27 protein-coding genes are annotated in these 26,998 nt (G+C 48.7%); 14 read left to right on the forward strand and 13 right to left on the reverse strand.

The features are described 5' to 3' along the window. The first annotated feature begins 421 nt into the window (after positions 1 to 421). From H591_RS15990 to H591_RS0108375, 7 genes are all read left to right on the forward strand, one after another. Positions 422 to 823 (forward strand): hypothetical protein, encoded by a 402-nt coding sequence (locus H591_RS15990; RefSeq protein WP_156853169.1) that lies wholly within the window; start codon positions 422 to 424, stop codon positions 821 to 823. Between the two features lie 105 nt (positions 824 to 928). After that, on the forward strand, positions 929 to 1,363 hold the full coding sequence (locus H591_RS0108355) for a hypothetical protein (RefSeq protein WP_022966501.1): 435 nt from the start codon (positions 929 to 931) through the stop codon (positions 1,361 to 1,363). A gap of 138 nt (positions 1,364 to 1,501) precedes the next feature. Continuing rightward, a complete protein-coding gene (locus H591_RS16295; RefSeq protein ID WP_084702601.1) occupies positions 1,502 to 1,723 on the forward strand; it encodes a cysteine-rich CWC family protein in 222 nt (73 codons plus the stop codon). Positions 1,724 to 1,780: 57 nt separating this feature from the next. Continuing rightward, positions 1,781 to 2,065, forward strand: coding sequence for a hypothetical protein (locus tag H591_RS0108360; RefSeq protein ID WP_022966502.1), 285 nt, complete (start codon positions 1,781 to 1,783; stop codon positions 2,063 to 2,065). A 55-nt stretch (positions 2,066 to 2,120) separates the two neighbouring features. Continuing rightward, a complete protein-coding gene (locus H591_RS0108365; protein ID WP_022966503.1) occupies positions 2,121 to 2,792 on the forward strand; it encodes a glutathione S-transferase in 672 nt (223 codons plus the stop codon). A gap of 33 nt (positions 2,793 to 2,825) precedes the next feature. Continuing rightward, positions 2,826 to 3,851, forward strand: coding sequence for an urea transporter (locus tag H591_RS0108370; protein ID WP_022966504.1), 1,026 nt, complete (start codon positions 2,826 to 2,828; stop codon positions 3,849 to 3,851). Between the two features lie 73 nt (positions 3,852 to 3,924). Further along, the gene (locus tag H591_RS0108375; RefSeq protein WP_022966505.1) at positions 3,925 to 4,599 is read left to right on the forward strand and encodes a tetratricopeptide repeat protein; all 675 of its coding nucleotides are present in this window, start codon (positions 3,925 to 3,927) and stop codon (positions 4,597 to 4,599) included. A 92-nt stretch (positions 4,600 to 4,691) separates the two neighbouring features. On the opposite strand, the gene H591_RS0108380 is transcribed toward H591_RS0108375, so the two are convergent. Next, a complete protein-coding gene (locus H591_RS0108380) occupies positions 4,692 to 5,174 on the reverse strand; it encodes a LabA-like NYN domain-containing protein (RefSeq protein ID WP_022966506.1) in 483 nt (160 codons plus the stop codon). Positions 5,175 to 5,356: 182 nt separating this feature from the next. Between H591_RS0108380 and H591_RS0108385 the strand changes: the two genes are divergently transcribed. Together H591_RS0108385 and H591_RS0108395 are read left to right on the forward strand one after the other, a co-directional pair. Further along, entirely contained in the window at positions 5,357 to 5,743 is a 387-nt protein-coding gene (locus tag H591_RS0108385; protein WP_022966507.1) for a DUF3597 domain-containing protein, read from the forward strand. Positions 5,744 to 5,995: 252 nt separating this feature from the next. Then, positions 5,996 to 6,586, forward strand: a complete 591-nt coding sequence (locus H591_RS0108395; protein WP_022966508.1) for a Maf family protein — start codon at positions 5,996 to 5,998, stop codon at positions 6,584 to 6,586. 192 nt (positions 6,587 to 6,778) lie between these two features. Here H591_RS0108395 and H591_RS0108400 read toward each other — a convergent pair whose 3' ends face one another. The 8 genes from H591_RS0108400 to mnmC all read right to left on the reverse strand — a co-directional run bounded on the left by H591_RS0108400 (position 6,779) and on the right by mnmC (position 15,854). Next, the gene (locus H591_RS0108400) at positions 6,779 to 7,192 is read right to left on the reverse strand and encodes a SufE family protein (RefSeq protein ID WP_022966509.1); all 414 of its coding nucleotides are present in this window, start codon (positions 7,190 to 7,192) and stop codon (positions 6,779 to 6,781) included. Continuing rightward, positions 7,189 to 8,391, reverse strand: a complete 1,203-nt coding sequence (locus H591_RS0108405; RefSeq protein ID WP_022966510.1) for an aminotransferase class V-fold PLP-dependent enzyme — start codon at positions 8,389 to 8,391, stop codon at positions 7,189 to 7,191. Before H591_RS0108405 ends, H591_RS0108400 begins: the two co-directional genes overlap by 4 nt. A 106-nt stretch (positions 8,392 to 8,497) precedes the next feature. Then, a complete protein-coding gene (locus H591_RS0108410) occupies positions 8,498 to 9,490 on the reverse strand; it encodes a 2,3,4,5-tetrahydropyridine-2,6-carboxylate N-succinyltransferase (protein WP_022966511.1) in 993 nt (330 codons plus the stop codon). Positions 9,491 to 9,541: 51 nt separating this feature from the next. After that, the gene (locus H591_RS0108415) at positions 9,542 to 9,895 is read right to left on the reverse strand and encodes an ArsC family reductase (RefSeq protein WP_022966512.1); all 354 of its coding nucleotides are present in this window, start codon (positions 9,893 to 9,895) and stop codon (positions 9,542 to 9,544) included. Positions 9,896 to 9,914: 19 nt separating this feature from the next. Continuing rightward, positions 9,915 to 10,082, reverse strand: a complete 168-nt coding sequence (locus H591_RS15995) for a hypothetical protein (protein ID WP_022966513.1) — start codon at positions 10,080 to 10,082, stop codon at positions 9,915 to 9,917. A 12-nt stretch (positions 10,083 to 10,094) separates the two neighbouring features. Further along, positions 10,095 to 12,800, reverse strand: a complete 2,706-nt coding sequence (locus H591_RS0108425) for a [protein-PII] uridylyltransferase (RefSeq protein WP_022966514.1) — start codon at positions 12,798 to 12,800, stop codon at positions 10,095 to 10,097. A 144-nt stretch (positions 12,801 to 12,944) separates the two neighbouring features. Beyond that, positions 12,945 to 13,727: a type I methionyl aminopeptidase gene (gene map / locus H591_RS0108430; RefSeq protein WP_022966515.1), complete on the reverse strand. Its 783-nt coding sequence runs from the start codon at positions 13,725 to 13,727 to the stop codon at positions 12,945 to 12,947. 99 nt (positions 13,728 to 13,826) lie between these two features. After that, entirely contained in the window at positions 13,827 to 15,854 is a 2,028-nt protein-coding gene (gene mnmC / locus H591_RS0108435; RefSeq protein ID WP_028244292.1) for a bifunctional tRNA (5-methylaminomethyl-2-thiouridine)(34)-methyltransferase MnmD/FAD-dependent 5-carboxymethylaminomethyl-2-thiouridine(34) oxidoreductase MnmC, read from the reverse strand. Positions 15,855 to 15,991: 137 nt separating this feature from the next. Here mnmC and H591_RS15075 point away from each other — a divergent pair, with 137 nt between their 5' ends. Both H591_RS15075 and H591_RS0108445 read left to right on the forward strand, forming a co-directional pair. Beyond that, positions 15,992 to 17,263 carry an ATP-binding protein gene (locus tag H591_RS15075; RefSeq protein WP_022966517.1) on the forward strand — a complete coding sequence of 424 codons (1,272 nt, stop codon included), beginning with the start codon at positions 15,992 to 15,994 and terminating at the stop codon, positions 17,261 to 17,263. Further along, positions 17,260 to 18,678, forward strand: a complete 1,419-nt coding sequence (locus H591_RS0108445; RefSeq protein ID WP_022966518.1) for a sigma-54-dependent transcriptional regulator — start codon at positions 17,260 to 17,262, stop codon at positions 18,676 to 18,678. Before H591_RS15075 ends, H591_RS0108445 begins: the two co-directional genes overlap by 4 nt. An 87-nt stretch (positions 18,679 to 18,765) precedes the next feature. On the opposite strand, the gene cysN is transcribed toward H591_RS0108445, so the two are convergent. The 3 genes from cysN to H591_RS0108460 form a co-directional block, all read right to left on the reverse strand. Next, positions 18,766 to 20,661 (reverse strand): sulfate adenylyltransferase subunit CysN, encoded by a 1,896-nt coding sequence (gene cysN / locus H591_RS0108450; protein ID WP_022966519.1) that lies wholly within the window; start codon positions 20,659 to 20,661, stop codon positions 18,766 to 18,768. A 12-nt stretch (positions 20,662 to 20,673) separates the two neighbouring features. Then, the gene (cysD, locus tag H591_RS0108455) at positions 20,674 to 21,591 is read right to left on the reverse strand and encodes a sulfate adenylyltransferase subunit CysD (RefSeq protein WP_022966520.1); all 918 of its coding nucleotides are present in this window, start codon (positions 21,589 to 21,591) and stop codon (positions 20,674 to 20,676) included. Between the two features lie 489 nt (positions 21,592 to 22,080). Then, positions 22,081 to 22,839 (reverse strand): Nif3-like dinuclear metal center hexameric protein, encoded by a 759-nt coding sequence (locus H591_RS0108460; protein ID WP_022966521.1) that lies wholly within the window; start codon positions 22,837 to 22,839, stop codon positions 22,081 to 22,083. A 168-nt stretch (positions 22,840 to 23,007) separates the two neighbouring features. Here H591_RS0108460 and algW point away from each other — a divergent pair, with 168 nt between their 5' ends. Further along, positions 23,008 to 24,144: a Do family serine endopeptidase AlgW gene (gene algW / locus H591_RS0108465; RefSeq protein ID WP_022966522.1), complete on the forward strand. Its 1,137-nt coding sequence runs from the start codon at positions 23,008 to 23,010 to the stop codon at positions 24,142 to 24,144. A 114-nt stretch (positions 24,145 to 24,258) separates the two neighbouring features. On the opposite strand, the gene H591_RS0108470 is transcribed toward algW, so the two are convergent. Beyond that, positions 24,259 to 24,702, reverse strand: a complete 444-nt coding sequence (locus H591_RS0108470) for a YhcB family protein (protein WP_022966523.1) — start codon at positions 24,700 to 24,702, stop codon at positions 24,259 to 24,261. 152 nt (positions 24,703 to 24,854) lie between these two features. Here H591_RS0108470 and H591_RS0108475 point away from each other — a divergent pair, with 152 nt between their 5' ends. After that, on the forward strand, positions 24,855 to 25,484 hold the full coding sequence (locus H591_RS0108475) for an alpha/beta hydrolase (RefSeq protein ID WP_022966524.1): 630 nt from the start codon (positions 24,855 to 24,857) through the stop codon (positions 25,482 to 25,484). A 24-nt stretch (positions 25,485 to 25,508) separates the two neighbouring features. Next, positions 25,509 to 26,858, forward strand: coding sequence for a tryptophan--tRNA ligase (locus H591_RS0108480; protein WP_022966525.1), 1,350 nt, complete (start codon positions 25,509 to 25,511; stop codon positions 26,856 to 26,858). The last annotated feature ends 140 nt before the right edge of the window (positions 26,859 to 26,998 follow it).

Here is a 26,998-nt window from a genome sequence, read left to right on the forward strand (position 1 = left end):
TGTATGTTATAGGTAGCCTTTCTTTCACGGCTATTTTCGTAGTACTAATAAAGCTCCTCTCAACAAGCCATGTACTATTGCAAGCAAGTTATATTTTAAATCTACAGACAGAAAAAATTTTAGTAATGGTCGCCACTACAACTGTAGTGATCTATATTATGTATTTCTTGTTTTGTTCAATTTCTGTCTGGCGCTGCTCGACAAACACCGTTAAAAAATATTGGGAGCTTCTCGCTAAATTTATAATTTCAATAAACTTTGCTTGGGTTTTTTGGAAAGCATTTGTCGCCTTTGGCTCTTTAGTAACGTACTTTTCTCACCAGTGAATTGCGTAAAACCTAACAACTGCTTCAAACCGTTCGCTTCGCTCACTTGGACGGGATAAAACCCGGCCCTTAACCAAGCATCAGAGACAGCACGAATGTACGTATTAAAAATCATCAAATGGATACTCATTTCTATAGGCACCGTTTTTCTAGTGCTTTTATCTTTACTTATATTTGCTTATTGGTATATGAGTTCTGGGGTTTTCAGTTCTGATTCCTTTGATAAAACAAAATGGCACGCAGCAATAACTGATGCAAGCGATGCCACTTGCTATCGTGGAGGAATGGCTAAAGACATACAAAACAACTTGTTATCAAAAGCGATGACTGAAAGTGATGTGATAATTTTACTTGGCAAACCCAGTGGGCACTTTACGAAACAAGAGTATCAATACTCACTTGGCATGTGCAGTGGCCTGGGAATTGATTACGACAACTTGCATATCTACTTCGATAAGCAAGGTTATTTTTCTGAAGCAAAAATTATTCAGCATTGAGTAAGCATCCTCTAACAACTGGCTCAAACCGTTCGCAGCACTCGCCGGGACGGGCAAAGCCGGCTCCTTAATCAAACAGTAGGTTCACATCTGATGCATTGGATCATGTTTATATTAGTATCTATCTTCACTGCATTTGTGAATCTTGTGTTTTTGGCTAGCAATTCATCAGTAAGCCAAAAGCCTGTAATAATTTTCAACGGCGTGATGCTTGCTGGCTATCTTCTTATGTATATTTTCTACGGAAGTAAAAGACAAAAAACGCTAAAGTACTGGCAACCCATTAAAGCAAAAACGAAGTCAATATTTTTACGCCTGCTGCTAATTGGGCTATGCGTTGGAGCACTGCTGTTAGCATATAAACTTTCACAGGCAGCAACTTGTAGCGAATTTTTGCTGCACAGTAGGGGCGCTGTCTTTAGTTGGGCGCTAACCTTTATTTGTAAATTTACTGGGCCAATAGTCCCAGCAATAATTATTTTATCCTTAAGCGCATGGATGCTTCCTAGCCTGGTCAAAATAGTCTGGCAAAGAACCTAGCTAATGTTTAACAGTCTTTGTTGCTTTCACTTGGATGATCGTAGGTCTGCCTCTTAACCAAAGTTAGCATCCAATAAATGTCTGATATATCATTATATTCACGCGTAAACTCATTCGCAGTAATTGTTTTGGAATTTTATGAATAAAAAAGAACCCGTATATTCTGAGAGCTGCCCTTTGTGTAATGAGCCTAATAACTGTGGTAATTTGTCCAGCAATAATGAAGCTTGTTGGTGTATGGATAAGAACGTTATGTTTCCTGAAAGCCTATTAAGGCAGGTCGTCGATTCAGCTAAAAATAAAGCCTGTATCTGTCAAGCTTGTACATACAAGCATAAAGATAATTCAGTAGTGATTTGATTTGTCATAGGTATCAAAGTTGATACCTTGCTGTCTACCTGCACCATGGAGCGTAACGTGATCGAATTAATTCTTCTCCTGCTTATATATAGTTCCATCTGGTTTGTGCCGCTCTCAATTAATGTGAGACGGCGTAAAAATGGCCAAAGACCATATTGGGGGCTTTTCGTAGTAACGCTGCTTCTAGAAATTGCTGTGGTCTATCTCGTACTTTATGCAGGGCAATCATCAAGTTATAAATTATTAGTGGCGCTCTTAGGCCCGGTAATAGCCTCGATCCTGGCGGCTGCTTTTTACCTGTTGCTGGCAAGAGCCATGGATGCGAAAAGCACTTCCTCTTGATCTAGAAAAACTCCCTATAATGAGCGACTTCGTTAATCCAGCCAGGAAGCACCGTATGACCGTCGCACTGCACCGTTTGTATTCCTTTCGCCGTTGCCCTTATGCGATGCGTGCTCGGCTCGGTATTGTGTTTGCTGAACTGCAGGTGGAGTTGCGTGAGATTGTGCTGAAAAATAAGCCGGCGCAGATGCTGGTGATCAGCCCTAAAGGTACGGTTCCTGTGCTTGAGTTAGTTGAGACCGATGGCTCTCAGAAATGCGTGATCGAGGAAAGCCGAGAAATACTGCAGTGGGTGCTGGAGCAGCATGATCCGCAAGGTTTGTTGGACGCAGATCCTGTCAGTGCTAATGCTTTAATCGAGCAGAACGATAACGAGTTTAAACGCTGGCTTGATCGCTATAAATACGCTGATCGTCATCCGGAACTTTCTCAGATTGAGTACCGAGAGCGGGGCGAGGTGTTTTTGCAGGTGTTAGAAAACTTACTGGCTAAGCATAAGTATCTGCTGGGGGATAATATCAGCAGCGCGGATATTGGCATCATGCCTTTTGTGCGCCAGTTCGCCCATGTTGATCAGGACGTTTTTTACAGTCTGCCTTATCCGCATCTACAGCAGTGGCTGAGGAATTGGTTGCAGCATCCAGCGTTCCAGCAAGTCATGGTCAAATTCCAAGCGTGGCAGGAAGGTGATCAGGCAGTGGTATTTCCAACAGACAGTCCCTTTTAGACGTTAGCCAAATACCATGCTTGGAGCATGCTTATGAAATTTACAGATATTTCCCCTGCGTTCTCTGGGCTCTTGGCCAAAATGACTGCTACAGGGCTCGATAGCTCAGGCGAGTTGGCGACGCCGTCCTGGCTAAGCTTCGTTGATTCAGTGCTGCGCGGCATCGGCCAAGTGATGCTGCAGAACAATAGCTACACGGGTTTGCTTTTCTTATTGGGGGTTTTCTACAGCTCAACGCTCTCAGGCTTGGCCGTTCTGCTTGGCACCGCTGCCAGTACTGCAACGGCGATGCTGTTGGGCGTGGAGCGGACGGATGTTCGCGCTGGATTATTCGGCTTCAACGGTGCGCTGGTTGCCATAGCATTGCTGTATTTTCTTGAGCCAAGTGCATTGGTGTTTGGCTATGTTGTGCTGGCTGCAGCGTGCACAACGGTGATGATGTCGGCGCTGATGACCTTTTTAGACAAGTGGGGCATTCCAGCACTGACCGCTCCTTTTGTTTTTACCACAGTATTGTTTATCTTAGCCTGCGCACGTTTTGGTCGACTGCAGTCAACCGGCATCCTGCCCACAGCAGGACTGCCTAAGGCAGCAACGGTTGAAGGGATTGTCACGGCATCGACTCTCACTGAAGGTTTGTTTAGCGGCATTGCTCAGGTGTTTTTTCAGGGCAGCGTTGTCACTGGCCTTATCTTTGCTGTTGGCTTGCTGATCAGTTCGCGAGCTGTCTTTGCTGCAGCGTTACTAGGCTCTCTGATCGGCGCATTGGTTGCATGGGCGATGGGAGCTGCGGAACCTGCGATTAGCTCAGGTGCTTTTGGTTTTAACTGTGTGCTAACAGCAATTGTATTTAGTCGTGGATTCTTCGAGGTCAATGCCAACTCTATCGTCTATGGGTTACTTGCTGTGGTGGTGACCGCCGTGGTGTTTGCTGCGCTATCTGCGGCGCTGGAGCCCTTAGGTATGCCCGCTCTAACATCTCCATTTGTACTGACTGTTTGGCTTTTCTTATTGGCCAGTCCGCGTTTTTTACGGGTGCGTATGGCTGGTTCGCAATGATTCTCTGCTGGGTAAACCCTATGCGCCAATGCCACTGTGTGGCGCGTTATAACTCAAACTTTAGGTATTCAAGATGAAACCAAGCATCGTTATTCTCAGTCTGCTTTTGTTGTTTTCCGGATCTTCTTTTGCCCAAGGCTATGGCGTCTATGAGCCTATAAAAATACTCGTGGTCACTGAAACCAGTGCAGGGAAAAAACACAGTTTGGATTTAAAATATCTAGATCAAATTATTTATGACTTATCTTTGCATGCAAAAAATTATCCGCCAAAATTCACTAGCGAAAGTGACAAGCAGCGTGCAACACGTGATGTGAAAACGCTCTCTGGAATGTTGGATGCTTTGGTTGATACGCCGCAAGCGTCCCCTGAGTTGTTAAAACGAACCAGTTTGTTAAACAGTATCGGTCACAATTTAGATGTGTCTGGAGCTGCACAAAAAGCTGATCGGGATTTTCAAAACCTGCTAAAACAGCAGCCTGATAACCCAACAGCTAATTTTGCATACGGTGCTTTTCTCGGCGGCAGTAATCAAAGCGACAAAGCCTTACCCTATTTAGAGCGCTCAGCAAAGGCTGGCTACAGCGATGCGTACTATGCGTTGGGTATGGCGCACTTGATGCAAAATAATACTGAATTGGCTTTAGAAAACTTTGAAAGCTATAAAAGTCATAGACCTGATGATCAAAGCGTTGAGCAAATAATCATCGCCATTAAAAGTGGAAATATACAGTTAAATGCTAAGTAAATTATCTAGTGCAAGGTGAGGACTACGATGATTTCCAATCGATGAGCCACCTCAAAAACTATGTTGCCGATACTGTGCCAGACTTTGCTTACTTAACGTTTTTTCAGTAACCAATCGCCTTCAATAGCGGTAAAACTTGAGGCGGCACGAATTAATGAAAAAGCAGTCAACTCAGGCACGCCAAATACATCAACAGTGACGTTGTGCAGATCACGCACGCGCTGCACCAAAAGATCAAAATCCCCATCACCGGAAACCAAAACTAAGCGATCTGTTTGTGCGGCGTATTCCATCGCATCCAAGGTAATGCCGACATCCCAGTCACCTTTGCTGCTGCCGTCGGCGCGCTGCACGTAAGGTTTAAGTTTTACCTCAAAGCCAATGGCGCGCAAAATATTTTGAAATTGTCGCTGTTTTTCATCGCCACGCTCTGTTGCGTAAGCGATTGCTTTAACCACTTCATGGCCAGCGCTGACCTCGCGCCATAAACGATTGTAATCAAAGCTGGCAGCGTAAGCTTGGCGGGTGGTGTAATAAATATTTTGCACATCAACCAGAATAACCACACGACTCATCTGTATTTACCTGTTAAATAATCAAGCAGTATAGGTGTGCTAGTTCAAATAAACACAATAGAACAAACAAAGACTTTCATTTTGCATTAAAATACGTAAACGGCTAAGTTAGCCTCGCAACGAGCAGAAACCTACGTAAGTGGTTTTATAGAAGCCTTAAAAATATCGTTAAGGAGAGACTTATGGGATTTTTTAGCAATATTCTTTCAAAACTAGGTATTGGCAGTGCTGAAGCAGCACAAGTCGATGCGCCTCAAGCAGACGTCGCGGTTGCGTCATCAGTAGAGCCAACAGCGGCTTCAATTGCTGTGGTCGATGTGGTTGCCCAACTTGAAGAACGTGCTGCTGCAAACCCACAGAAACTCAACTGGCGAGTATCTATTGTTGATTTGCTCAAATTGCTTGATATCGATAGCAGTCTTGCAGCACGTAAAGAGCTTGCAGCAGAACTTGCTTGCCCAAGTGAATTGATGGGCGATTCTGCGCAAATGAACATGTGGCTACACAAAACTGTGCTAGCGCGCATTGCTGAGAATGGCGGCAACATTCCACAAGAGTTATTAAGTTAATTTAGCTTTATCTATAAGGGTGTTCACTGCAATTCACCCATACTCTTATCCAAATGATCTGTTTTTCATTCATTGCTAGTCAGTGACACATGGATGAAAAACAGCTGGAGCTTGCTGCCGAAATCTTGCTTTATGCGGCATTGATCGGTTTAAGAAACAAACACAAGTGGTTTTAAGTAAAATTGCTCGTGGTGTTTTTTGTTACGTTGTTTCATCAATTAGTTATTTTCACCATAAAGGTTTTAAAAAAGTATGACGTTGTTTTTAGCTTCCACCTCGCCTAGACGGCGAGAGTTGTTAGCACAGGCAGGAATTGAATTTACTGTGTTAGACGTGGCAATTGATGAATCACAGCGTCCCAGTGAGCTGCCAACAGCTTATGTTGAACGCCTTGCCAAAGAGAAAGCTGAAGCAGGTTTTCTAACTGTTGAAAGTGACGAAAATGCCGTGGTACTGGCGGCTGACACTATTGTGGTCTTAGAGGATGATATTCTCGGCAAGCCACAAAACAAAGCACACGCACATGAAATGCTGCGCTCATTATCAGGTCGTTCGCATGTAGTAATGACGGCCTTTGCGATTAAAACCCATAAACAAATTCGTGTGCAGCGAGTCAATACCACCGTTTTCTTTCGTCCTCTTACCAGTAAAGAAATTGAATGGTACTGGCAGACCGGTGAGCAGTTGGACAAAGCGGGCGGTTACGGTATTCAGAGTAAAGGCGGGATCTTTGTGAGCTCGATTTCAGGCAGTTACAGTGCCGTTGTCGGCTTGCCTTTAGCTGAAGTTGTGGTTGCGCTTCGCGGTTTAGGTATTCAGGCGGATGTGCTGAGTATTGATTGAGTGCTGCACGCTTCTTGCGGGCGAGCCGCCCGCGCGCCTAGATGAAAAGTTGTAAACACTAAAAATGATTAATTAGTGCTTCGAGGTGGCTATGGTGAGCGAAGCCATGGCTGACGAAGCGCCGGAGTTGAACCTTAGATAGGTTCGTCGGCGGCTTAACGGTTTTCTCGAAGTACGGCAGGCTCAGTGATATCAAAGGTTATCGAGTAACTCACGCATTCTTATCAGTACGGCATTTAAGCCATTGCTGCGCGATGGCGAGAGCTGGCGACTTAAACCGAGCTGAGCGAACCAGTCAGTCACGTCAATCGCTGTTATTTGCTCTGCATCCAAACCTTCAATACGCAGCAATAACAGCGCTAATAAACCGCGCAGTAAGCGCGCTTCACTGGCCGCTTGAAAACGTGGCGGCACAGCTTCTCGATCCAGCAGTAACCAAACCCGAGTCTCGCAGCCATGCACCAAGTTGTCTTCTGTACGCAGTGTTTGCGGCAGTTCTTGCAGTTGCGCACCGCGTTGTAACAACAATCGAGCGCGTTGCTCCCATTGCTCACAGGCTTGGAATTCATCGATAGCTTGCTGCGCTGTTGTACTAAGTTGATTCACTGCAAAATCTCTAAGGCTTGATCTAAGGCGGCAAAAAATCGCTGCAGATCATCCCCATTGTTATACATCGCGAGCGAAACCCGCAGCGCGCCGGCTAAACCTAAGCTGTGCAGCAGTGGCATAGCGCAGTGATGTCCGGCGCGTACCGCGATACCTTGTTCACCAAGCAATAAGGCCAAATCAGCATGATGCACCTGCGGCGCATTAAAGCTGACCAAAGCACAGTTAGGTGAGCCAATAATCTGCATGCCACGCGCCTGTAAACCCTGTAATAGGGCAGCATGCAAAGCCGCCTCATGTGTAGCGATTGCTTGGCTGTCTAAGCTTTGTAGCCACTCCAAGGTGGCAGCAAAGGCGATAATGTTGGCCGTACTGGGCGTGCCGGGCTCAAAACCCAAAGGTGCGGGTAAAAACTCCGCGTGTTGGTAATCACAATGGCGCACCATTTCGCCGCCGAATTGCCAATGACGTAATGCTGGCACTGCACGCTCGCGGGCAAACAGCAGACCAACACCATCAGGGCCGTACACTTTATGTGCCGAGCAGACAAAAAAATCACAATCCAGTTGCTGCAAATTAGGGCGCTCATGCACTGCGGCTTGTGCGCCATCAATCACTGTCCAAGCGCCGATCTTGCGCGCTGCGCTGAGCAGTGCTGATAAGGATTGTTTATGACCGACAACGTTGGAGAGCGCGCTGATCGCAACAATCCGGCTGCGTGTTGATAGCTGTGCAATGGCTTGATCAATATCTAAATGGCCGTCGGTATCCATCGGCAAAACTTTCAAGATCAAACCGCGCGCTAGAGCCAATTGTTGCCAAGGAAGGAGGTTGGCGTGATGCTCGTAAGCGCTGATCAGAATTTCATCGCCGGCTTGTAAGTGATGAGCCAAAGCTTGGCTGAGCAGGTTGATGCCTTCCGTGGTGCCCTTGGTGAAAATCAGCGTGTCTTGCGCGTCTGCTTGTAGCCATTTGGCAATGCTGCTGCGTGCGTTCTCAAAGGCGCGTGTGGCACGTTCCCCAGGCTGATGTTGTGCTCGATGCACATTGGCCACACCTTGTTGATAGTGCTGAGCAAGGGCGTCAAGCATGCTTTGCGGCTTTTGCGCAGTGGCCGCGCTATCCAGCCAAACTTGCTGCTGCTCTGCGAATGCCAGAATACCGGGGAAAAATTGACGCCAAGGGGAGGGCAGAAACATTGCGAAAATATCCACTACAGGAGAGCAATAGAATTAATACGAGTGCTTTTGTTGCTAAAGCAAAGATGAGCAGCAAAATGTATTGAGCTGCTCATCTTTTTTGCCGTTACTGCGCTTTATCGACGGAACATTCCACTGCACCTGTTTCAGGATTGCGGTAGAAGGATAGATCATCTTGCAGCGCCAGTTCACTGGCCAATACGGTTTTTAATACCTGTTTGGCACTGTCCAGTACTGTCACTTGCGTGTCGGCGGTCAGCCATAAACCAGTTTCTACTGTATTGCGGTTACCAAGAGAGATACCCACACCCGCATGACTGTTAATCACACAGTGATTGCCTAAGCTAAGCAGCGGCTGATTAGTGGAGCTGGACATTGAACAGCCGCCTTGCAGTGTTGAATCAGCGCCAATCAGGACACCAGAAGCAATACAACCATCAATGGTGCTAGCGCCTTGAGTGCCGGCATTAAAGTTGATTGAGCCTTCGTGTAGCACCACCGTACCTTCACCGACATAAGCGCCTAAGCGTACGCGTGCAGCATCGGCAATATGAATGCCTTTGGGCACTACGTAGTCGGTTAATTTAGGTAGTTTGTCGACTGAAAAGACATCGAGCATACGGCCTTTAATGCGTTCTTCCAGTTGCAGTTCGGCCACTTCATTGATATCAATCGCGCCGCGGTTAGTCCACGCCACATTCGGCAGCACGTTAAATAAATCGGTCAGATTGATTTCGTGTGGCTTACATAAGCGGTGCGAAATCAGCTGCAATTTAAGATAAGCCTCAGGCACTGATGCAGGTTGTACGTCGTGCTCGAGAATGCAGGCCACAGTAGGTTTGTGACTTTCAGCGAGTCGCACTAATAACGCGCTTTGTTCTGGCGCGATATACTTTAATGCGCTGGCTAAATCAGAGGCAGTAGCGAAATTAAAATCAATAATCTGGTTGCCACCTTGGTAACCCAAAATTGCTTTAACGCGTTCGGTAAAAACGCTGCTGGGTTGCAGTAATGGCTTAGGGAAAAATACTTCTAACCATTGATCGGTACGGTTACGGGTGCCGACGCCAAAGGCAATGCTAAACAGAGAATGTGACATGAAAATTCCTTTTGCGAGAGACTGACTTAGAGCGTGTTATGAGTATAGCGCTTACTCAGTAAAAGCGTTTTGATACAACTCAGGCTTAAAGCCTATAACTGTACGCTGACCTAAATCCAGTACCGGACGCTTGATCATGGATGGTTGTGCCAGCATCAAGGCAATGGCTTTAGTTTGATCAAGATCGGCTTTGCTGGCGTCATCGAGTTTACGGAAAGTTGTTCCTGCACGATTAAGAATTTTTTCCCAGCCGTGCTCGTTACACCACTGTTCTAAATGTGCTTGATCAATACCTGCGCTTTTGTAGTCATGAAAGTTATAGGCTTTGCCTTGCTCGTCCAGCCAAGTGCGGGCTTTCTTCATGGTGTCGCAGGCTTTGATGCCATATAGGGTTAAAGCACTCATACAGGCCTCCTGGCAGTCTTTAATTTATTGCTAAACTGACGCGATAAACAATCGAACCAAACATGCACACCATGCCAAACATCAAGAGCGCGATGCCCCAAGAACGTGCGCGCCAGTTGTAGCCAAAGGCTAAACAAAACATGCCGATGGTGATCAGTGTCGTCATGACGTTAAGTGGATTGTCCATGGTGTTCCTTATTTAATAAGTATTGGATAAATGGGTGACTGTACCATTGGCGCCAGTCGACAGTTGAGCAATCATGCTTTCCTGCAAGGCATGGCACAGTTCTGGGTCAGATAAAGGTTGGCCGTTGACGTCAGTGATAAAAAACACGTCTTCGATGCGCTCACCTAAAGTAATGATCTTGGCATTAACCACTGCGAGGTTAAACTCAAGAAAAATCCCGCCAATGCGCGCCAATAAACCCGGTCGGTCAGGGGCAACCACTTCAACCACGGTATAAGGGCGCTGCGCATCATTATGAATGGTGATTTGCGGCGTAAAGGAGAAGTGCTTGAGCTGGCGCGGTACGCGGCGCTGAATGATTGCCGGATAGTTATCAGGGTTGCGTAATGCCGCGGTTAAACCTGCACGGATTTCTTGAATACGCTGATAGTCGTCGCCAATTCGATCGCCTGCGGCATCTAAAACGATATAGGTTTCGATGCTGAAGTGCCCTTTAGACGTCATGATGCGAGCATCTAAAGTGCTGAGGTCGAGTTGATCAAGGGTTGCCACGGTGACTGCAAAAAAGTCATGGCGTTGTGCGCCATAGACAAAAATCTGGGTGCCGCCATCGTATTCGCGCTGTGTGGTTTCTCGGACTAACACCAAAGGTTCAAGGCTGCTGCCGTGTTGCAAAATCGCTTCACTGTGCCAAACAATATCGCCGGCAGTGTGACGTAAAAAATAGTCATCGCCCAGTTGTGCCCAGAGTTGCTCAACAGCCTCAGCATCAGCACCGAGTTCAGTCAACAGACTTAATGCAGTGGCTTGACGGGTGGCAATCTGTTCGTCGCGCTCGAGTGGGTTTTCTAGGCCTCGGCGCAGCGCGCGGCGGGTTTCACTGTAGAGCTGACGCAATAATTGCGCACGCCAAGAGTTCCATAACGTGGGGTTGGTGGCATTGATGTCTGCCACAGTCAGTACGTATAGGTAGTCCAAGCGGGTTTGGTCGCCGACCAGCATGGCAAAGCTGTAAATTTCTTCGGGATCAGAGATGTCTTTACGCTGCGCAGTCACTGACATGACCAAGTGACTACGCACCAGCCAAGTGATTAGGCGGGTGTCCCAAGAGGGTAGTTTGTGCAGTTTGCAAAACTCTTCGGCAATATCTGCGCCGAGTAGCGAGTGATTACCGCCACGGCCTTTACCAATGTCATGGAATAAACCGGCCAAATAAATCAGCTCAGGTTTCGGCAGGCGACCAATCACGGCGCTGGCCAATGAGTATTTTTCAGCAAAGTCGGGATGGCGCAATTTGCGCAGGTGTTTAATCAGGTTCAGAGTGTGCGCATCGACCGTATAGATATGAAATAAGTCATGCTGCATTTGCCCAACGATGCGACCAAACTCGGGTAAATAACGGCCTAGAATCCCGTAGCGGTTCATCCGCCGTAGGTTCATGTGCACGCCTTCTTGGCTTTGGAATAACTCTAAAAACAAACGGGTGTTGCGCTCATCATGGCGAAACTCATCATCAATTAAATGACGATGATCGCGAAGTAGGCGAATGGTTTTCGAGCGTACACCTTTGATTTCTGGATGCTGCGCAAGCAATACGAAAATTTCTAAGATGGCCGAAGGCGTATCACTGAAAACATAAGGATTACAGGTTTCAATATAGCCACCACGGATACGAAAACGCTCATTCAGAGGTACCGGTAACTCAACGCTGTCGCTGCGCAAAATGGTTTCTTCAAAATACTGGTTAATCAAGTCTGACAGCTGCGTGATGCCCATGATCACGCGGTAGTACTTTTGCATAAAGTGTTCAATGGCTTGCTTGTTATCATCGTCTTCATAGCCAAATAAATCAGCAATTTTGCGTTGATAATCCAGTAACAAGCGGTCTTCATTGCGACCCGCGAGCATGTGTAAGGCGTAGCGCACCTGCCATAAAAAGGCACGAGCATTGGCGAGCAAGCGGTATTCGCCTTCAGTTAAAAAGCCTGGTGCCTCTAAGCTGCTTAAAGTACGCATACCAAAGCGGCGACGGGCGACCCACATAATGGTTTGTAGATCACGTAAGCCGCCTGGAGAGCCTTTAACGTTGGGTTCTAGGTTGTATTCGGTATCGTTGTATTTGTTGTGACGTTCGCGCTGTTCGGCAATTTTTCCGATAAAAAACTGCTCGCTGGACCACATGTATTGTGGACCAATCTGCTCGCGCATGGCTTCCAGTAATGGCGCTTCACCCAAAACTAGACGGCTTTCGAGCAGGTTCGTCATTATGGTTAAATCATTACGTGCTTCGTCTGCGCATTGCTGCACGGTGCGCACACTGTGGCCGACTTCTAGACCGATATCCCAGAGTAAGGTCAAAAAGCTAGAGATCTGTTCATGCAGGTATTGGTGCTCTTCGTTTTCTAGCAGAATCAGCAAGTCAATGTCGGAGTGTGGATGTAATTCAGCGCGACCATAACCGCCCACAGCCACTAAAGCGAGTTTGCAGCCACCCTGCGGACAAGACTGTAAGGACCAAGCGTGCTGCAGGAGTTGGTCAATAAACCACGCTCGCGCATGCACCAGATCATGAATGTCATTTTGATCTAGAAAACGTTGATCGAGAACCATGCGAGCATGCTCGATGGCACTACGGAATACGGGAAGATGCTGCGGTTGCTCAGTCAGCTTGTGCTGAAACTCTTCTGGATTAAACAGTTCAAGATCCATCGGCAACATGTTCAGCACCTCGCAGAGTAGCGATTGATTTACATCTTTATAGAGCCGTGCGTTTTTTCAACGTCGACTGTGTTGCAATACATTGTCGTCATTTTTTCATGCTTAAGGTGCTTGGCTGGCAAGCACCTTATAACGCTTAGCAGATTAAGACGATTTGGCCGGGAAGGTTTCATCGTTACGCAAGGTGAAAATCTCATAACCATCCGCCGTTACCACCAAGGTGTGTTCCCACTGCGCGGTTAACTTGCGGTCTTTAGTGATGGCAGTCCAGCCGTCACCAAGTAGGCGCGTCTCTTTTTTACCCAAGTTGATCATCGGCTCAATGGTAAAGGTCATGCCTTCTTTGAGTTCAAGGCCAGTACCTGCTTTGCCGTAGTGCAAAATCTGTGGCTCTTCATGGAACACTGTGCCAATGCCGTGGCCGCAATATTCACGCACCACAGAGTAGCCGTTGCTTTCTGCGTGCTGCTGGATCACCGCACCAATGTCACCGAGACGTGTGCCAGGACGGACAATTTCAATGCCTTTGTACAGACATTCTTGCGTTACTTGGCACAGGCGGTTCGCCCATTCTGGGGTGTTACCCACTAAAAACATTTTGCTGGTATCGCCAAAGTAGCCGTCTTTAATCACAGTAATATCAATATTAATGATATCGCCATCTTTCAAAGGCTTGTCATTGGGAATGCCGTGGCACACCACATGGTTAATCGAGGTGCAAATCGATTTCGGGAAGCCGTTGTAATTAAGCGGCGCTGGGATGGCTTTCTGCACATTAACAATGTGGTCGTGGCAGATGGTGTTGAGCTCGTCTGTGGTCACGCCAACTTTAACGTGCTCCTCAATCATCTCGAGCACTTGCGCAGCCAAGCGGCCTGCGATGCGCATTTTCGCGATGTCGTCAGGAGTCTTAATAGAAACGGTCATGCAATCCTCTAAGCGTCAATCACGCAGAAGTAAACAATAGAAGCGGTGATTCTAGCAGAATTCGATGATTCTGTGGGCGCCGCTATAACTGTTCTTGTCTTATTGCGCTTGGTTACGGATTAAGGCGCGTAACGCAAAACGGTTCGGATGGCATTGCTGCGCCAACTCCAATGGTAAGGGTAAGGGTTCTGTGCAAATCCATGCCGCCAGTAGTTCAGCCGCCAGCGGCGCACTCAGTAATCCGCGTGAGCCGTGGGCGGTGTTGACATATAAGCCTTGATGCCATGGACAAGGTTGCGTCAGTGGCAGGCGTGCATCTTTGCGCAAATCAGCATAGGTTTGGATAAACGATTGATGCTCCGCGACGGGACCAACCATCGGCAAATAATCAATGCTGGTGCAACGAAAAGCAGCATGGCCTTGCAGAGTTGCAACATCGATGGTGTCGGTTGCGCAGTGCAGTTGAAAAGAGGGCGCAAGTTCATGCAGCAACGCCAAGTTGCTACGGTGCTCGGCTAATGTGGCTTCTTGGCTGTCATGGGCAAAGTTAAAGCTGGCACCGATAGTGTGAGTATTGTCTCGTGCTGGAGAGATGTAGCCGTTGGCACAGACCACGCAGTTAATCGATTGGCTGGCGGTTGTCGCTGGTAACTGCGTGGTTTGTCCGCGTACGCGACTCAGCGGTAAGTGTTGTGTCTGGCTAAATTGGACAACATTGGCGGCGTTGCACAGTACCACGACTGGCGCGCTGGCAAGCAATCCGCTCTCGGTATGCACCTGCCACTGCTGGTCTACTTGAGTCAGAGTAATGGCCTGCTGGGTATTTTGGATGGTGATTAATGGGTGCTGACTCAGTGCTTGGCATAGCGCTGGCGGATGTATCCAGCCGGCTTCAGGATAGAATAAACCGCCATTTTCCAAGATGACGCCGGCCAGTTGACTGGCTTGTTGCGCATCAACGGGGCGCAATAGTGATGGCGCAAAGTGTGCCGCTAAGGCGTCGAGGCGTTTTTGCTCTTTATCGTTAAACGCCAACTGTAAAATGCCGCAGATATCCCAGTCGTTTTTGCTCAATATTGCGGAGGATTGATTATCTGCTTGCGCTGCACTAAGGGCCTCTAATAAACGCCGTATATAGCCGAAGCCTGAGAGAATAAAGCGTGATAAAGCAGTTTCATGCGCGGACAGCTTTAAATACAAAATACCTTGGGCGTTGCCTGACGCTTCTTGCGCGATTTTCTCGTGTTGTTCGATTAAGGTGACGCGCCAACCACGGGCGGCAAGACTGGCTGCGCAGGCACAACCGGCGATCCCTGCACCAATAATAATGGCATGCCGTTGTTCGTCGGCTAATCTGTGCTGCTGCGGACGAGCAAACCAAGGTGTGGTCGTGGTGTGGCAATGAGCGGGCTCATCGACTGGCTGAAAGGGACCGGCGAGCATTTCGCGTTTATGGCCAAAACCCTGCACACGTTGTACCGCGAAACCTGCGGCTAGTAAGCCACGCCGAACAAAGCCTGCACTGGTAAAGGTCGCCAGGGTGGTGTTGGTGCTGGCGAGCCGCGCCAACTGTGCAAAGACGTGCTCATTCCACATTTCAGGGTTTTTTGCAGGGGCAAAACCGTCGAGAAACCATGCGTCAACCTTGCCATCGAGTTGTTCGAGCATCGTTAGCGCATCGCCAATCAATAGCGTCAGGCTAATACGCCCATTGGCCAACGGGAAATGTTGAAAACCTGAGTGAATGGCGAGGTACTGTTGCATTAATTGTGCACGTAGCACGCCAAGTTCTGGCCATAGAGCCAGAGCTTGGTCTAAGTCAGCACGGCTTAAAGGGTATTTCTCGACGCTGATAAACTGCAAGCGCGCACCAGCTGGCGCATGAGCTAAAAAACATTGCCAAGCACAGAGAAAGTTTAAGCCAGTGCCAAAGCCCGTTTCACCAATGACAAAGGTATCGCCATTGCCTAGAGCTGCAAAACGACCAGGCAGCTGGTTGTGTTGCAAAAAGACATGTTGCGATTCGGCAAGACCAGAGGCTCTAGAAAAGTACACATCATCGAACTGGCAGGACAGCGGTTGGCCGTGCTCGTCCCAGTTTAAGTGTGCGTGATCTGTGTCTGTCATACGCTTGCCTTTAAAAATACAGTCGATACACATTGGGTGTTACTTGCTACTTGGTAAGAGCGGCATGCTTTTTGCAGAACTTGTCTTATACCCGTCAGTGATGACTGATTTTTGACGTTTTGAGTTGAGTATTTGCCATGACCGCTCCGTTATCCACACCGCAGAGCTTACAAAAAACTGTAGCTGAAAATGTGCCTGTGGTTACAGAACTGCAAGCACAACTTGAGCAGTTTACCCGCTTGAGCGAACAGTTTGCAGGCTCTTTGCAATCTATGCAGACACGTTATGCGCAAGTGCAGGATGAATTAGCTCAAGTGAGTGCGCAGCGTTTGCAAGAATTGGCGGAAAAGGAGCGCTTAGCCCAGCGCTTACAACAGATTTTAGATGTGTTGCCGGGTGCGGTGGTGATTGTTGATGGACAGGGTTTGATTAAGGAGGCCAATCCAGCAGCGACAGCGCTGTTAGGTGTTCCTTTAATTGGTGTGCTTTGGCGTGAAGTGATTGTGCAGTGTTTTGTGTATCGCGCTGATGATGGTCATGAAGTGTCATTGCATAATGGTCGTCGTGTCTCGATTGCGTTGCAAGCTTTGCCCAACGAGCCGGGTCAGTTGATTATGTTGACTGATATGACCGATACCCGTCGCTTGCAAGCAGAGCTGGCGCAGCATGAACGTTTATCAGCATTAGGCAAAATGACTGCAGCCTTAGCCCATCAGATTCGCACGCCACTATCGGCGGCGATGTTATATGCCAGTCATTTGACTGACAACAATTTAAATCCTGAGCTGCAGCAGCGTTTTGCAGGGCGTTTGCAAGAGCGCCTGCAGGAGCTGGAGCGACAAGTACGCGATATGTTGTTGTTTGCACGTGGTCCTTTACCGCGCGAACAGCGCAGCAGTATTGCGCAATTATGGCAAGCTTTGCAGGATGCTGCTGAGCCGCATGTGCGTGAGCATAGCGTGCGCTGGCAGTGCGACGTGCCGAATGCGCAGCAGATTGGTGTGCTCTGTAATCAGGATGTGTTGCTCGGTGCCTTGCTTAATTTAGTACATAACAGCGCGCAATCGGCGGTGCAGCCTGTGGCAATTAAAATACATGCTTATGTACGCGAAAACCGATTACGACTGGTGGTTACAGATAACGGTGAAGGGATGAACGCCGAGCTTCTAGAGCAAGTGCAAGAATCATTTTTTTCGCGAAAAAGTAACGGCACAGGACTGGGGTTAATGGTCGTGCGTGCGGTAGCAGAGGCGCACCAGGGACGTTTTGTTTTGCGCTCCAAACCGGGACGCGGTACCTCCGCGTTAGTCGAATTGCCGTTGTTGTCCGACTTTTCAGTCACTGCAACTGAGTCAGATGCAGCGACTGCGGAGAATAGAGCACAGGTGTTTGCTGGAGGTTATCGATGACTGTTCGAATTTTATTGGTTGAAGATGATCGCGCTTTGCGCGAGGCTTTAGAAGACAGTTTGGCATTAGCTGGCTACAGCTGTGTGGCGGTAGCGGATGCTGGACAGGCTTTACGTGCGCTCAGTCAACAGGTGTTTAGCCTGATGCTCAGCGATATCAATATGCCGGGCATGGATGGTCAAGATTTGCTTCGTGAAGTGAATACGAGAGTACCTGGCATGCCTGTCGTGTTAATGACGGCCTACGGTGATGTGCAAGGCGCTGTGCAAGCGATGCGTGAAGGTGCTGTGGATTATTTATTAAAGCCTTTTACTGCGAAAGCCTTACAGAGCGTACTTGAGCGCTACGCAGTAGGTTTGGTTGCCGATGATGAACAACCTATTGCAGAAGATATTTCAAGTCAGCAACTGTTAGCGTTGGCGACACGAGTCGCGCAAAGTGATTCTACAGTGTTGCTGACAGGAGAGTCAGGAACCGGTAAGGAAGTGCTGGCGCGCTATCTGCATCAACAATCGCCGCGCAGTCAAAAGCCTTTTGTGGCGATTAACTGTGCAGCAATCCCTGAAAACATGTTGGAAGCTACTTTATTTGGCCATGAAAAAGGTGCCTTTACGGGTGCGGTGACTGCCCGTGCCGGTAAGTTTGAGCAGGCCAATGGCGGTACTTTATTACTGGATGAAATTTCTGAACTTCCTTTGGCGCTACAAGCAAAGTTATTACGCGTATTGCAGGAGCGCGAAGTGGAGCGCGTTGGTGGTCGCCAGCTGATTCCTTTAGATGTGCGAGTGATTGCCACCAGCAACCGTGATTTACCGCAAGCGGTGGCTAGCGGAGAGTTTCGTGAAGATTTGTTTTATCGTATTGCAGTGTTTCCGTTAGCTTGGTTGCCGTTGCGCGAGCGGGTTGCTGATATTGTACCGTTAGCCAAACGTTTGTTGGCTGTGCATGCGAGTAAGCAAGGGCGTAAAGGTGTTCGTTTCTCTGATTGTGCACAGCGTGCTTTGCTCGGTTATGCGTGGCCAGGCAATGTGCGAGAGTTGGATAACGTGGTGCAACGTGCGCTGATTTTACAAATGGGTGAGCTGTTATCTGCGGATGATTTAGGTTTGCATGGATTTGCTTTATTGGGTCGTTCAACTGCCCCTGTTAAAGCTTCAGTTGAGTCTGTGAATGTGTCCGTTGAGCCGTCGACTGTGTCTTTTGTAGCTCCTGATGAGGTTGTGCTACCACCCGCCGCGGAGTTGGAAGATGATGTGCGTCGTCATGAGTTTCGTTTGATTGCTCAAGCATTGCAGGCTGAGCAGGGGCGGCGTGAGCGCACTGCTGAGCGTTTAGGCATTAGTCCGCGCACCTTGCGCTATAAGCTGGCACAAATGCGTGAGTTGACGGAGTTTAGTGCGTTGCTTGAAAGCTAAGCTTCTATATAAAACTAAACACACATGACGCGAATAAAAAAGGATGCCATTTGGCATCCTTTTTTTGTTTTAACACAGGATAACGTTTTAGATAATCTCGCGTTCGCGCAGCAATTGCAGAACTTGCTGTACGCCTTCTTCGACAGTGCTGATTTGGGTGTTGATGGTTAAATCAGCATCCAAAGGCACATCGTACGGGAAGGACTCACCAGGAATGTTGTCTTCGCCAGCGGCATACAGACCTTGTGGGTCACGCTCTTGGCAGACTTGCGGTGACGCTTGCACATACACGGTGATTAAACGCTCTTTACCGATCGAGGCTTTCGCTTGCTCACGGCCTTCAGCATCTGGCGCAACAAATGCAGCAAGAGTGATTAAGCCTGCTTCGTTAAACTGACGCGCAACTTGTGCGGCGCGGCGCCAGTTTTCACTGCGACCAACACGATCTAAAGGCAAGCCTTTATTGATGTCATGGCGCAGATTCTGGCCATCGAGCACATACACCGCACGGCCGGTATCAAACAGCTTACGTTCAACTGCGTAGGCCAGCGTGCTTTTGCCCGCGCCAGATAAGCCACTAAACAGTACAGTTACCGGTTGCTGACCCAAACGCAAGGTGCGCTCGTCACGGCTGACACGACTTTTAGCAATGCTGCGAGTCGGGCAAGGTATGTTGTTCGGCGCAATAATCATTCCCGCACCAACAGTGATGTTGGTCAGGCGATCAATCACAATGAACGCACCCGTAGTGCGGTTGGCTTGATAGTCATCCAGCGCTAAAGGCGCATCAAGACTGATCTGCACGCGACCGATTTCATTCAGTTGCAAACTGCTCACTGTATTTTGCGCGAGCGTGTTGACGTCAACACGGTGCTCAATCGCTGAGATATTTCCTGGGATATAGCTGGTCGCGCGTTTGAAGTCATAGCGCTTGCCGGGCAGTAAAGGCTCTTCACCCATCCATACCAACATGGCTTCAAAATGATCGCTGCTGCGCACAGTGTCTTGCGCGCTGACGATTAAGTCACCACGGGAAATATCGATTTCATCTTCTAAGGTCAGAGTGATGGCTTGGCCGGCAATGGCTTGCTCTAGCTCACCATCAAAGGTCACGATGGATTTAATTTGACTGCTTTTACCGGATGGCAACACAGTAATTGCATCGCCTTTACGCAGTGAGCCAGACGCCAAGGTGCCGGCAAAACCACGGAAATTCAGGTTCGGACGATTGACATACTGCACCGGAAAACGCATCGCACGGTCATTTAGATCACCGCTGACATCGACGCTTTCCAGAATCTCCATCAAGGTTTGTCCAGCGTACCAATGGGTGTGTTCGCTGCGATTCACCACGTTGTCGCCTTTCAGCGCCGACATGGGGACAAAATACAGTGATGAGGTATCTAGATTGATTTGTTTAGCGAAGGCTAGGTAGTCATCCTTAATCTCGTTATAGACCTTTTCGTCATAGCCTTTGAGGTCCATCTTGTTGATGGCCACCACCAAGTGACGAATGCCTAGTAGCGAAGCAATATAGCTGTGGCGGCGGGTTTGGTCTTCGACACCGTGACGGGCATCGACCAAGATAATCGCTAGATCACAGGTTGAGGCACCGGTGGCCATATTGCGAGTGTATTGCTCGTGGCCTGGGGTGTCAGCAATGATAAATTTGCGCTTAGTGGTGCTGAAATAACGGTAGGCCACATCAATGGTGATGCCTTGCTCGCGCTCAGCTTGTAGACCATCGACCAGTAACGCCAGGTCAATATCGTCACCGGTGGTGCCAACTTTTTTCGAGTCGCGGGTGATGGTTTCTAAATGGTCTTCGTAGATCATTTTTGAGTCGTGCAGCAGACGACCAATTAAGGTGCTCTTGCCGTCGTCGACGTTACCGCAAGTTAAGAAACGTAGCAGTTCTTTGCGTTCGTGCTGGGCCAGATAGGCAAGGATATCCTGGCTGATTAGTTCAGATTGATGACTCATGATGCGGATTCCTTAAAAGTAGCCTTGACGTTTCTTTTCTTCCATTGAGCCTGCACCATCGTGATCGATGACGCGGCCTTGGCGTTCTGAAGTGCGGGTGAGCAGCATCTCTTGGATGATCTCTGGCAACGTGGTCGCTGTGGATTCCACTGCACCGGTGAGCGGGTAGCAACCGAGCGTGCGGAAACGCACCATTTTTTTCTGGATGCGCGATTTTTCTTCATCGCTGAGGTGCTCAAGAATGCGCTCATCGTCAATCATAATCAGCGTGCCATCGCGCTCAATCACATCACGCTCAGCTGCCAAGTACAGCGGCACAATCGGAATGCCCTCGAGATAGATGTACTGCCAAATATCCAGCTCAGTCCAGTTCGACAACGGGAACACGCGGATGGATTCGCCTTTGTTCACTTTGCCGTTGTAGATATTCCACAGCTCTGGACGCTGGTTTTTTGGATCCCAGCGGTGTTTGCTATCGCGGAAAGAATACACGCGCTCTTTAGCACGAGATTTCTCTTCATCACGACGGGCACCACCGAATGCAGCATCAAAACCATACTTATCGAGGGCTTGCTTTAGACCTTCGGTTTTCATGATGTCAGTGTGTTTAGCGCTACCGTGGGTGAACGGATTGATGTTTTGCGCGATGCCGTCGGGATTGGTATGGGTGATCATGTTCAGTTCAAGGTCAGCCACCATTTTGTCACGGAAGCTGTACATTTCTTGGAGCTTCCAACGGGTATCGACATGCATCACCGGAAACGGCAGTTTGCCCGGATAAAAGGCCTTGCGCGCCAAGTGCAGCATCACTGCAGAGTCTTTACCGATGGAGTAGAGCATGACGGGATTGTCGAACTCAGCGGCCACTTCACGAATGATGTGGATGCTTTCGGCTTCGAGTTGTTTTAGGTGGGTTAGCTTATCGGCCATGCTGTGCTCACTTTGCTAGATATTGCGCCTGATTTGGCTTTGAGTGTTCTAAATGGGTGTGAAATAAGATGAGGAGCACTTTAGCATGGCATGTTGGTTCTAATGAAATGGTTATTAAGAACTAAAAAGCATAGATATATATGGGGAGTGATGGGGCGGGGTGTTTTAGTGTGCCGAACTATTTTGGGAGCGCGGGCGACTTTCAGTCGGCCATCTGGGAGCGCGGACGATTTCCACGCAGCCAAGTCTCCAGACCCAGGTCGGCATCTCTCCACTGGGAGCGCGGGCGGCTCGCCCGCAAGAATATGATGAGTGATACGATTTGCGCAGCATGAGGCTGAGAGTTATATGTTCACAGTCACGAGTCGTGATTGCAAAAGTGCGAGCCAGCGGCACGCGCTCCCATGCGCGCAAGTGCATTTAGGTTCGGGCACACGCGACTGAGGTTGATCTGGGAGCGCGGGCCGCTGGCCCGCCGTCGCGTTCAAATCACACCGGATTGTCACATTCCACATAATGATGCTCAATGCCAAAACGCTTCACTAACCACTCACCTAGCGCCTGCACGCCGTAACGTTCAGTGGCGTGGTGGCCGGCAGCGAAGAAACTGATGCCGTTTTCTTGCGCTTCATGGAAAGTACGCTCCGACACTTCACCAGTCAGATACGCATCAACACCAGCCGCAATGGCTTGCTCAATATAGCCCTGCGCACCACCAGTGCACCAAGCGACACTTTGAATTGGCTTGTGCTGATCGAAAACCAATGGCGCTCGACCCAAAACAGATTCAATACGAGCAGCAAAGTCTTTAGCAGACAATGGCGCATCCAGAGTACCAATCAAACCAACACTGCGTGGATTGCCTGGCTCAAGGGGACCTGTAACGGTCAAGCCTAAACGCTGCGCCAATTGCACGTTATTACCCACCTCAGGGTGTACATCCAACGGTAAATGATAGGCCAGCAGATTAATATCATGGGTCAATAACGCCTTAATACGCCGCTGTTTCATGCCGATGACACGTTGATCTTCACCTTTCCAGAAATAACCGTGATGCACTAAAATCGCATCGGCCTGCAGTTCAATCGCCGCATCAATTAAGGCTTGGCTGGCCGTCACGCCGCTGACAATACGCTTAATCTGCGCTTTACCTTCCACCTGTAAGCCGTTTGGACAGTAATCGCTGATGGCATTGACGTTTAAAAACTGCTCTATTTCTTGCAGCAAAAGATTGCGTTCAACAAACATAATTGTTCCTTAATGTGAATGGGCGATGCTTTAATCACCAACTGCACTCTATAATGCCTCTTGTTATCATTAATGGCGATTTTGTCATGTTTTTTAGTTAGATTTCAGTCGCTCAGTAACTGTTTAATAGTTTGTTTATTTGCGTGATTATTAACTTGGGAATCAGGTATGCCCCGCGTATTTAAAAGTTATGGCTGGCCTCTAGTGGTTGGTTTATTAGTGGCAATGTTGCTCATTCAACGCTTCCCGCATTGGGTGGGTTTGCCCAGTGCCAATGTCAATTTATTGCAGGCCCCTTTTACTCAACAGTCACGTAGTGGTCCCTCCTCTTATGCGCGAGCAGTCAATCAAGCTTCTCCAGCGGTAGCCAACCTGTATACCGCCAAGGTGGTGAGCAAACCGATTCAACCGCTGTACAGCGATCCTGCTTTCCGTCGTTTTTTTGGCGATAACTTGCCGCAACAAAAACGTATGGAGTCGAGCTTGGGTTCTGCAGTACTGATGAGTAAGGAAGGCTACTTGCTGACCAATAATCATGTTACCGCTGGCGCTGATCAAATCATTGTGACACTCAAAGATGGCCGTGAAACCATGGCGCGGGTTATCGGCAGCGATCCAGAAACCGACTTGGCCGTTTTGAAAATTGACTTGCCTGATTTGCCTGCAATTACTTTAGGTCGTTCAGACAATATGCAAATCGGCGATGTGGTGCTGGCCATTGGTAATCCATTTGGCGTAGGACAAACCGTGACCATGGGGATTATCAGTGCGACTGGCCGCAATCAGTTGGGCCTCAATACCTATGAAGACTTTATCCAAACCGATGCGGCGATTAATCCTGGCAACTCAGGTGGTGCATTGGTTGATTCACAGGGTAATTTGCTCGGTATCAATACCGCTATTTTTTCACGATCAGGTGGCTCGCAAGGTATTGGTTTTGCCATTCCGATCAAGCTGGCCATGGATGTTATGCGTTCGATTGTTGAAGAAGGGCACGTGGTGCGTGGTTGGTTAGGGCTTGAGGTACAGGCTTTAACACCAGAACTAGCTGAGTCTTTTGGCTTGCTTGATAGCCCAGGTATCTTGGTCGCGGGTGTTTATCGTGATGGACCGGCGGCGAAAGCCGGCTTGCAGCCTGGTGATGTCATTTTGCAAATTGCTCAAGAGAGCGCTCAGGATGGCCGCAGTTCAATGAATCAAGTGGCGCGCATGCCACCGGGCGAGAAAATCGAGCTGAAGATTTTACGCAATGGCGAGCCGAAGACTTTGCATGCAGTGGTAGGCGTACGACCGCCAACCAGTTAGTACGGCATGATATGAACGAGTCATACCCGCGATAACACTGGTGTTACGGCAACAAAAAAGGAGCTGTTTAAGCTCCTTTTTAGGTCTTAGCGCTGGATTAAAATTAGCGCGAAATTAAACGTTACGCTTTAAACCATAACCTTCGGCCAGCATGCTTGGATCGCCCTCATGCTTAGTTGCGTAATCACGTGGTGGTTCAGAGCTGTCTGTATCTTGTGGGCCTTTGATGCGCTCACGAGTTTTTGGCTCATCGACCAAACTGGCCAATAAACGCTCGCGGGAAATCTCATCCAAAGCTAAACGCTCAGCACCTTGTGAGAGGTGTTGTTGGACATCTTGATAGTTTTGCGTGAGCTTCTTAACTAAGTTGGCGGTCGTGTTAAAATGCGTGACAACTTCGCTTTGGTAGCTATCAAAACGCTCTTGGAGATCATCCAGCTGGCGTTGTGTTTTACCTGGCGCGGCGCGGCGCATAACGCGTGCTAAAATAAGGCCAATAATAATTCCGCCCACTAGTGTGAGCACAGGGATTAACCAAACTGGGAGTGACTGTTCCACAAGACTTCCTCTTTAAACGGCTTTGCTTTACGTTAACCACTTATGCTTGTTCTGTACAGCATTGAACAAGCTCCTTAGTGCGACAGTATCAGCTTTATCGAAAATACTTGCCACTAGACGAATTTACCCCAAGTGGGGTCACGGAGTCCTTTTTGTTAGCGCGAGAGAATCCAGTAATGATTGATGGGCCAGTCGGTGCTTTAGAGGCACTGCATTTGCCTGTTGCCGATGCGCGCGGTATCGCGTTAGTTTGCCATCCCAATCCGAGTCAAGGTGGCACCATGCTCAATAAAGTGGTGTCGACCTTGCAACGCACTGCCCGTGATAGTGGCTTGGCGACGTTACGTTTTAATTACCGTGGCACTGGTAAAAGTGCCGGTGAACACGATATGCACAGCGGTGAGGTCGATGACGCACAAGCCGCGCTCGAGTGGTTGCAAGAACAGCACCCTGGTTTGCCGGTGTACTTGCTGGGTTTTTCTTTTGGCGGCTTTGTCGCCGGCAGCTTATCCGGACGACTTGAGCAAGCCGGTGTTGCTGTTGCTCAAGTGTTTCTCGTCGCTCCAGCCGCGATGCGTTTTGATCAGCAGCATGCCATCGCGCAGCACACGGCTTTAACTGTGATTCAGCCTGAAGAAGATGAAGTGATTGATCCTGAACTGGTTTATCAGTGGTCAAACAGCTTATCTACACCACATAGCCTGCTAAAGGTGGCAGAATGTGGGCACTTTTTTCATGGTCGTTTGCCCGAGCTAAAACAGTTGGTTGCTGAGCGTCTTTAATTTTTCTAGAAGTGATTGAGCGAAATGAACACAAGAATTTTAACTGGAATTACCACCACGGGCACTCCGCACCTTGGTAACTATGCTGGCGCCATTCGTCCAGCGATTGCCGCAAGTCATGCTGATAATGTCGAGTCATTTTATTTTCTAGCCGATTACCATGCATTGATTAAGTGTGATGATCCCGCGCGTATTCAGCGTTCACGTTTAGAAATTGCCGCCACTTGGCTGGCCGGTGGTTTAGATACCGATCGTGCAACTTTTTACCGTCAATCGGATATTCCAGAGATTCCTGAGTTGATGTGGTTACTGACCTGCGTGGCAGCGAAAGGCTTGCTCAACCGTGCCCATGCCTACAAAGCTTCGGTTGATCAAAATGAAGCGGCTGGTGCAGATGCCGATGCGGGTATAAGTATGGGATTATTCAGTTATCCGGTGTTGATGGCAGCAGATATTTTGATGTTTAACGCGCATAAAGTGCCGGTTGGTCGTGACCAGATTCAACACGTGGAAATGGCCCGTGATATTGGCCAACGTTTTAACCATTTATTTGGCCAAGGCCGTGATCTGTTTACTTTGCCTGAAGCAGTGATCGAAGAAGATGTCGCGACGTTGCCAGGTTTAGATGGTCGTAAAATGTCGAAAAGTTACGACAACACCATTCCGCTGTTTTCTTCCAGCAAAGAGCTAAAAAGCGCTATTTCACGCATTGTCACCGACTCGAAGTTACCCGGTGAAGCCAAAGATCCGGATAACTCGCATTTGTTTACCCTGTACCAAGCTTTTTCTACACCTGCAGAACAAGCGGCAATACGCGCAGACTTGCAAGACGGTTTGGCTTGGGGGGAAGCTAAGCAGCGTTTATTTACCTTGCTCGATGAACAGTTGAGCGAGCCACGCGAGCGTTATCATGCATTGCTGGCTAAGCCTAATGAGCTGGAAGATATTTTGCAGGCTGGTGCGGCAAAAGCACGTAAAACAGCTGGACCATTTTTACAGCAGTTACGCGAAGCGGTTGGTTTACGCAGTTTTGCAGTGCAGGGTGCGGATCTTACCAGTAGCAAGAAAAAAGCTAAGAAAGTCAGTCGTGTGGTGAGCTTTCGAGACGATGAAGGTTTCCGCTTTCGAGTGCTTAATCGCAAGGGCGAAGATTTGTTGCTGTCGAAAGCCTTTGCCGATGGCCGCGCTGCTGGTATGGCCTCGAAGCACGTACAAACTGCGCAAGATGACTTGGATATACGTCAAGCCGATCAGCAGCTAAGTGTTTGGCTAGAAGATGAGTGCATCGCGCAAAGCCAGCAGTACGCGACAGATGATGCTTGTGCCGAGGCATTGGCAGAATTACGCAGCGCGTTGGCAAGCGACGAAAGCTGATCATCATACGGGCGCTGCGTGCTCTGGGAGCGCAGGCGGCCCGCCTGCAAAGGTCGTCCAGCACCGTTAATGCCTGCAGGTCTTAGGATTCGAGCGCTCGCCAGTTTATAGCGCCTAACGTAACTCGTGATATGTGTGTT

It is taken from the genome of Denitrificimonas caeni DSM 24390 (assembly GCF_000421765.1).
In the GTDB taxonomy this organism is placed as follows: domain Bacteria; phylum Pseudomonadota; class Gammaproteobacteria; order Pseudomonadales; family Pseudomonadaceae; genus Denitrificimonas; species Denitrificimonas caeni.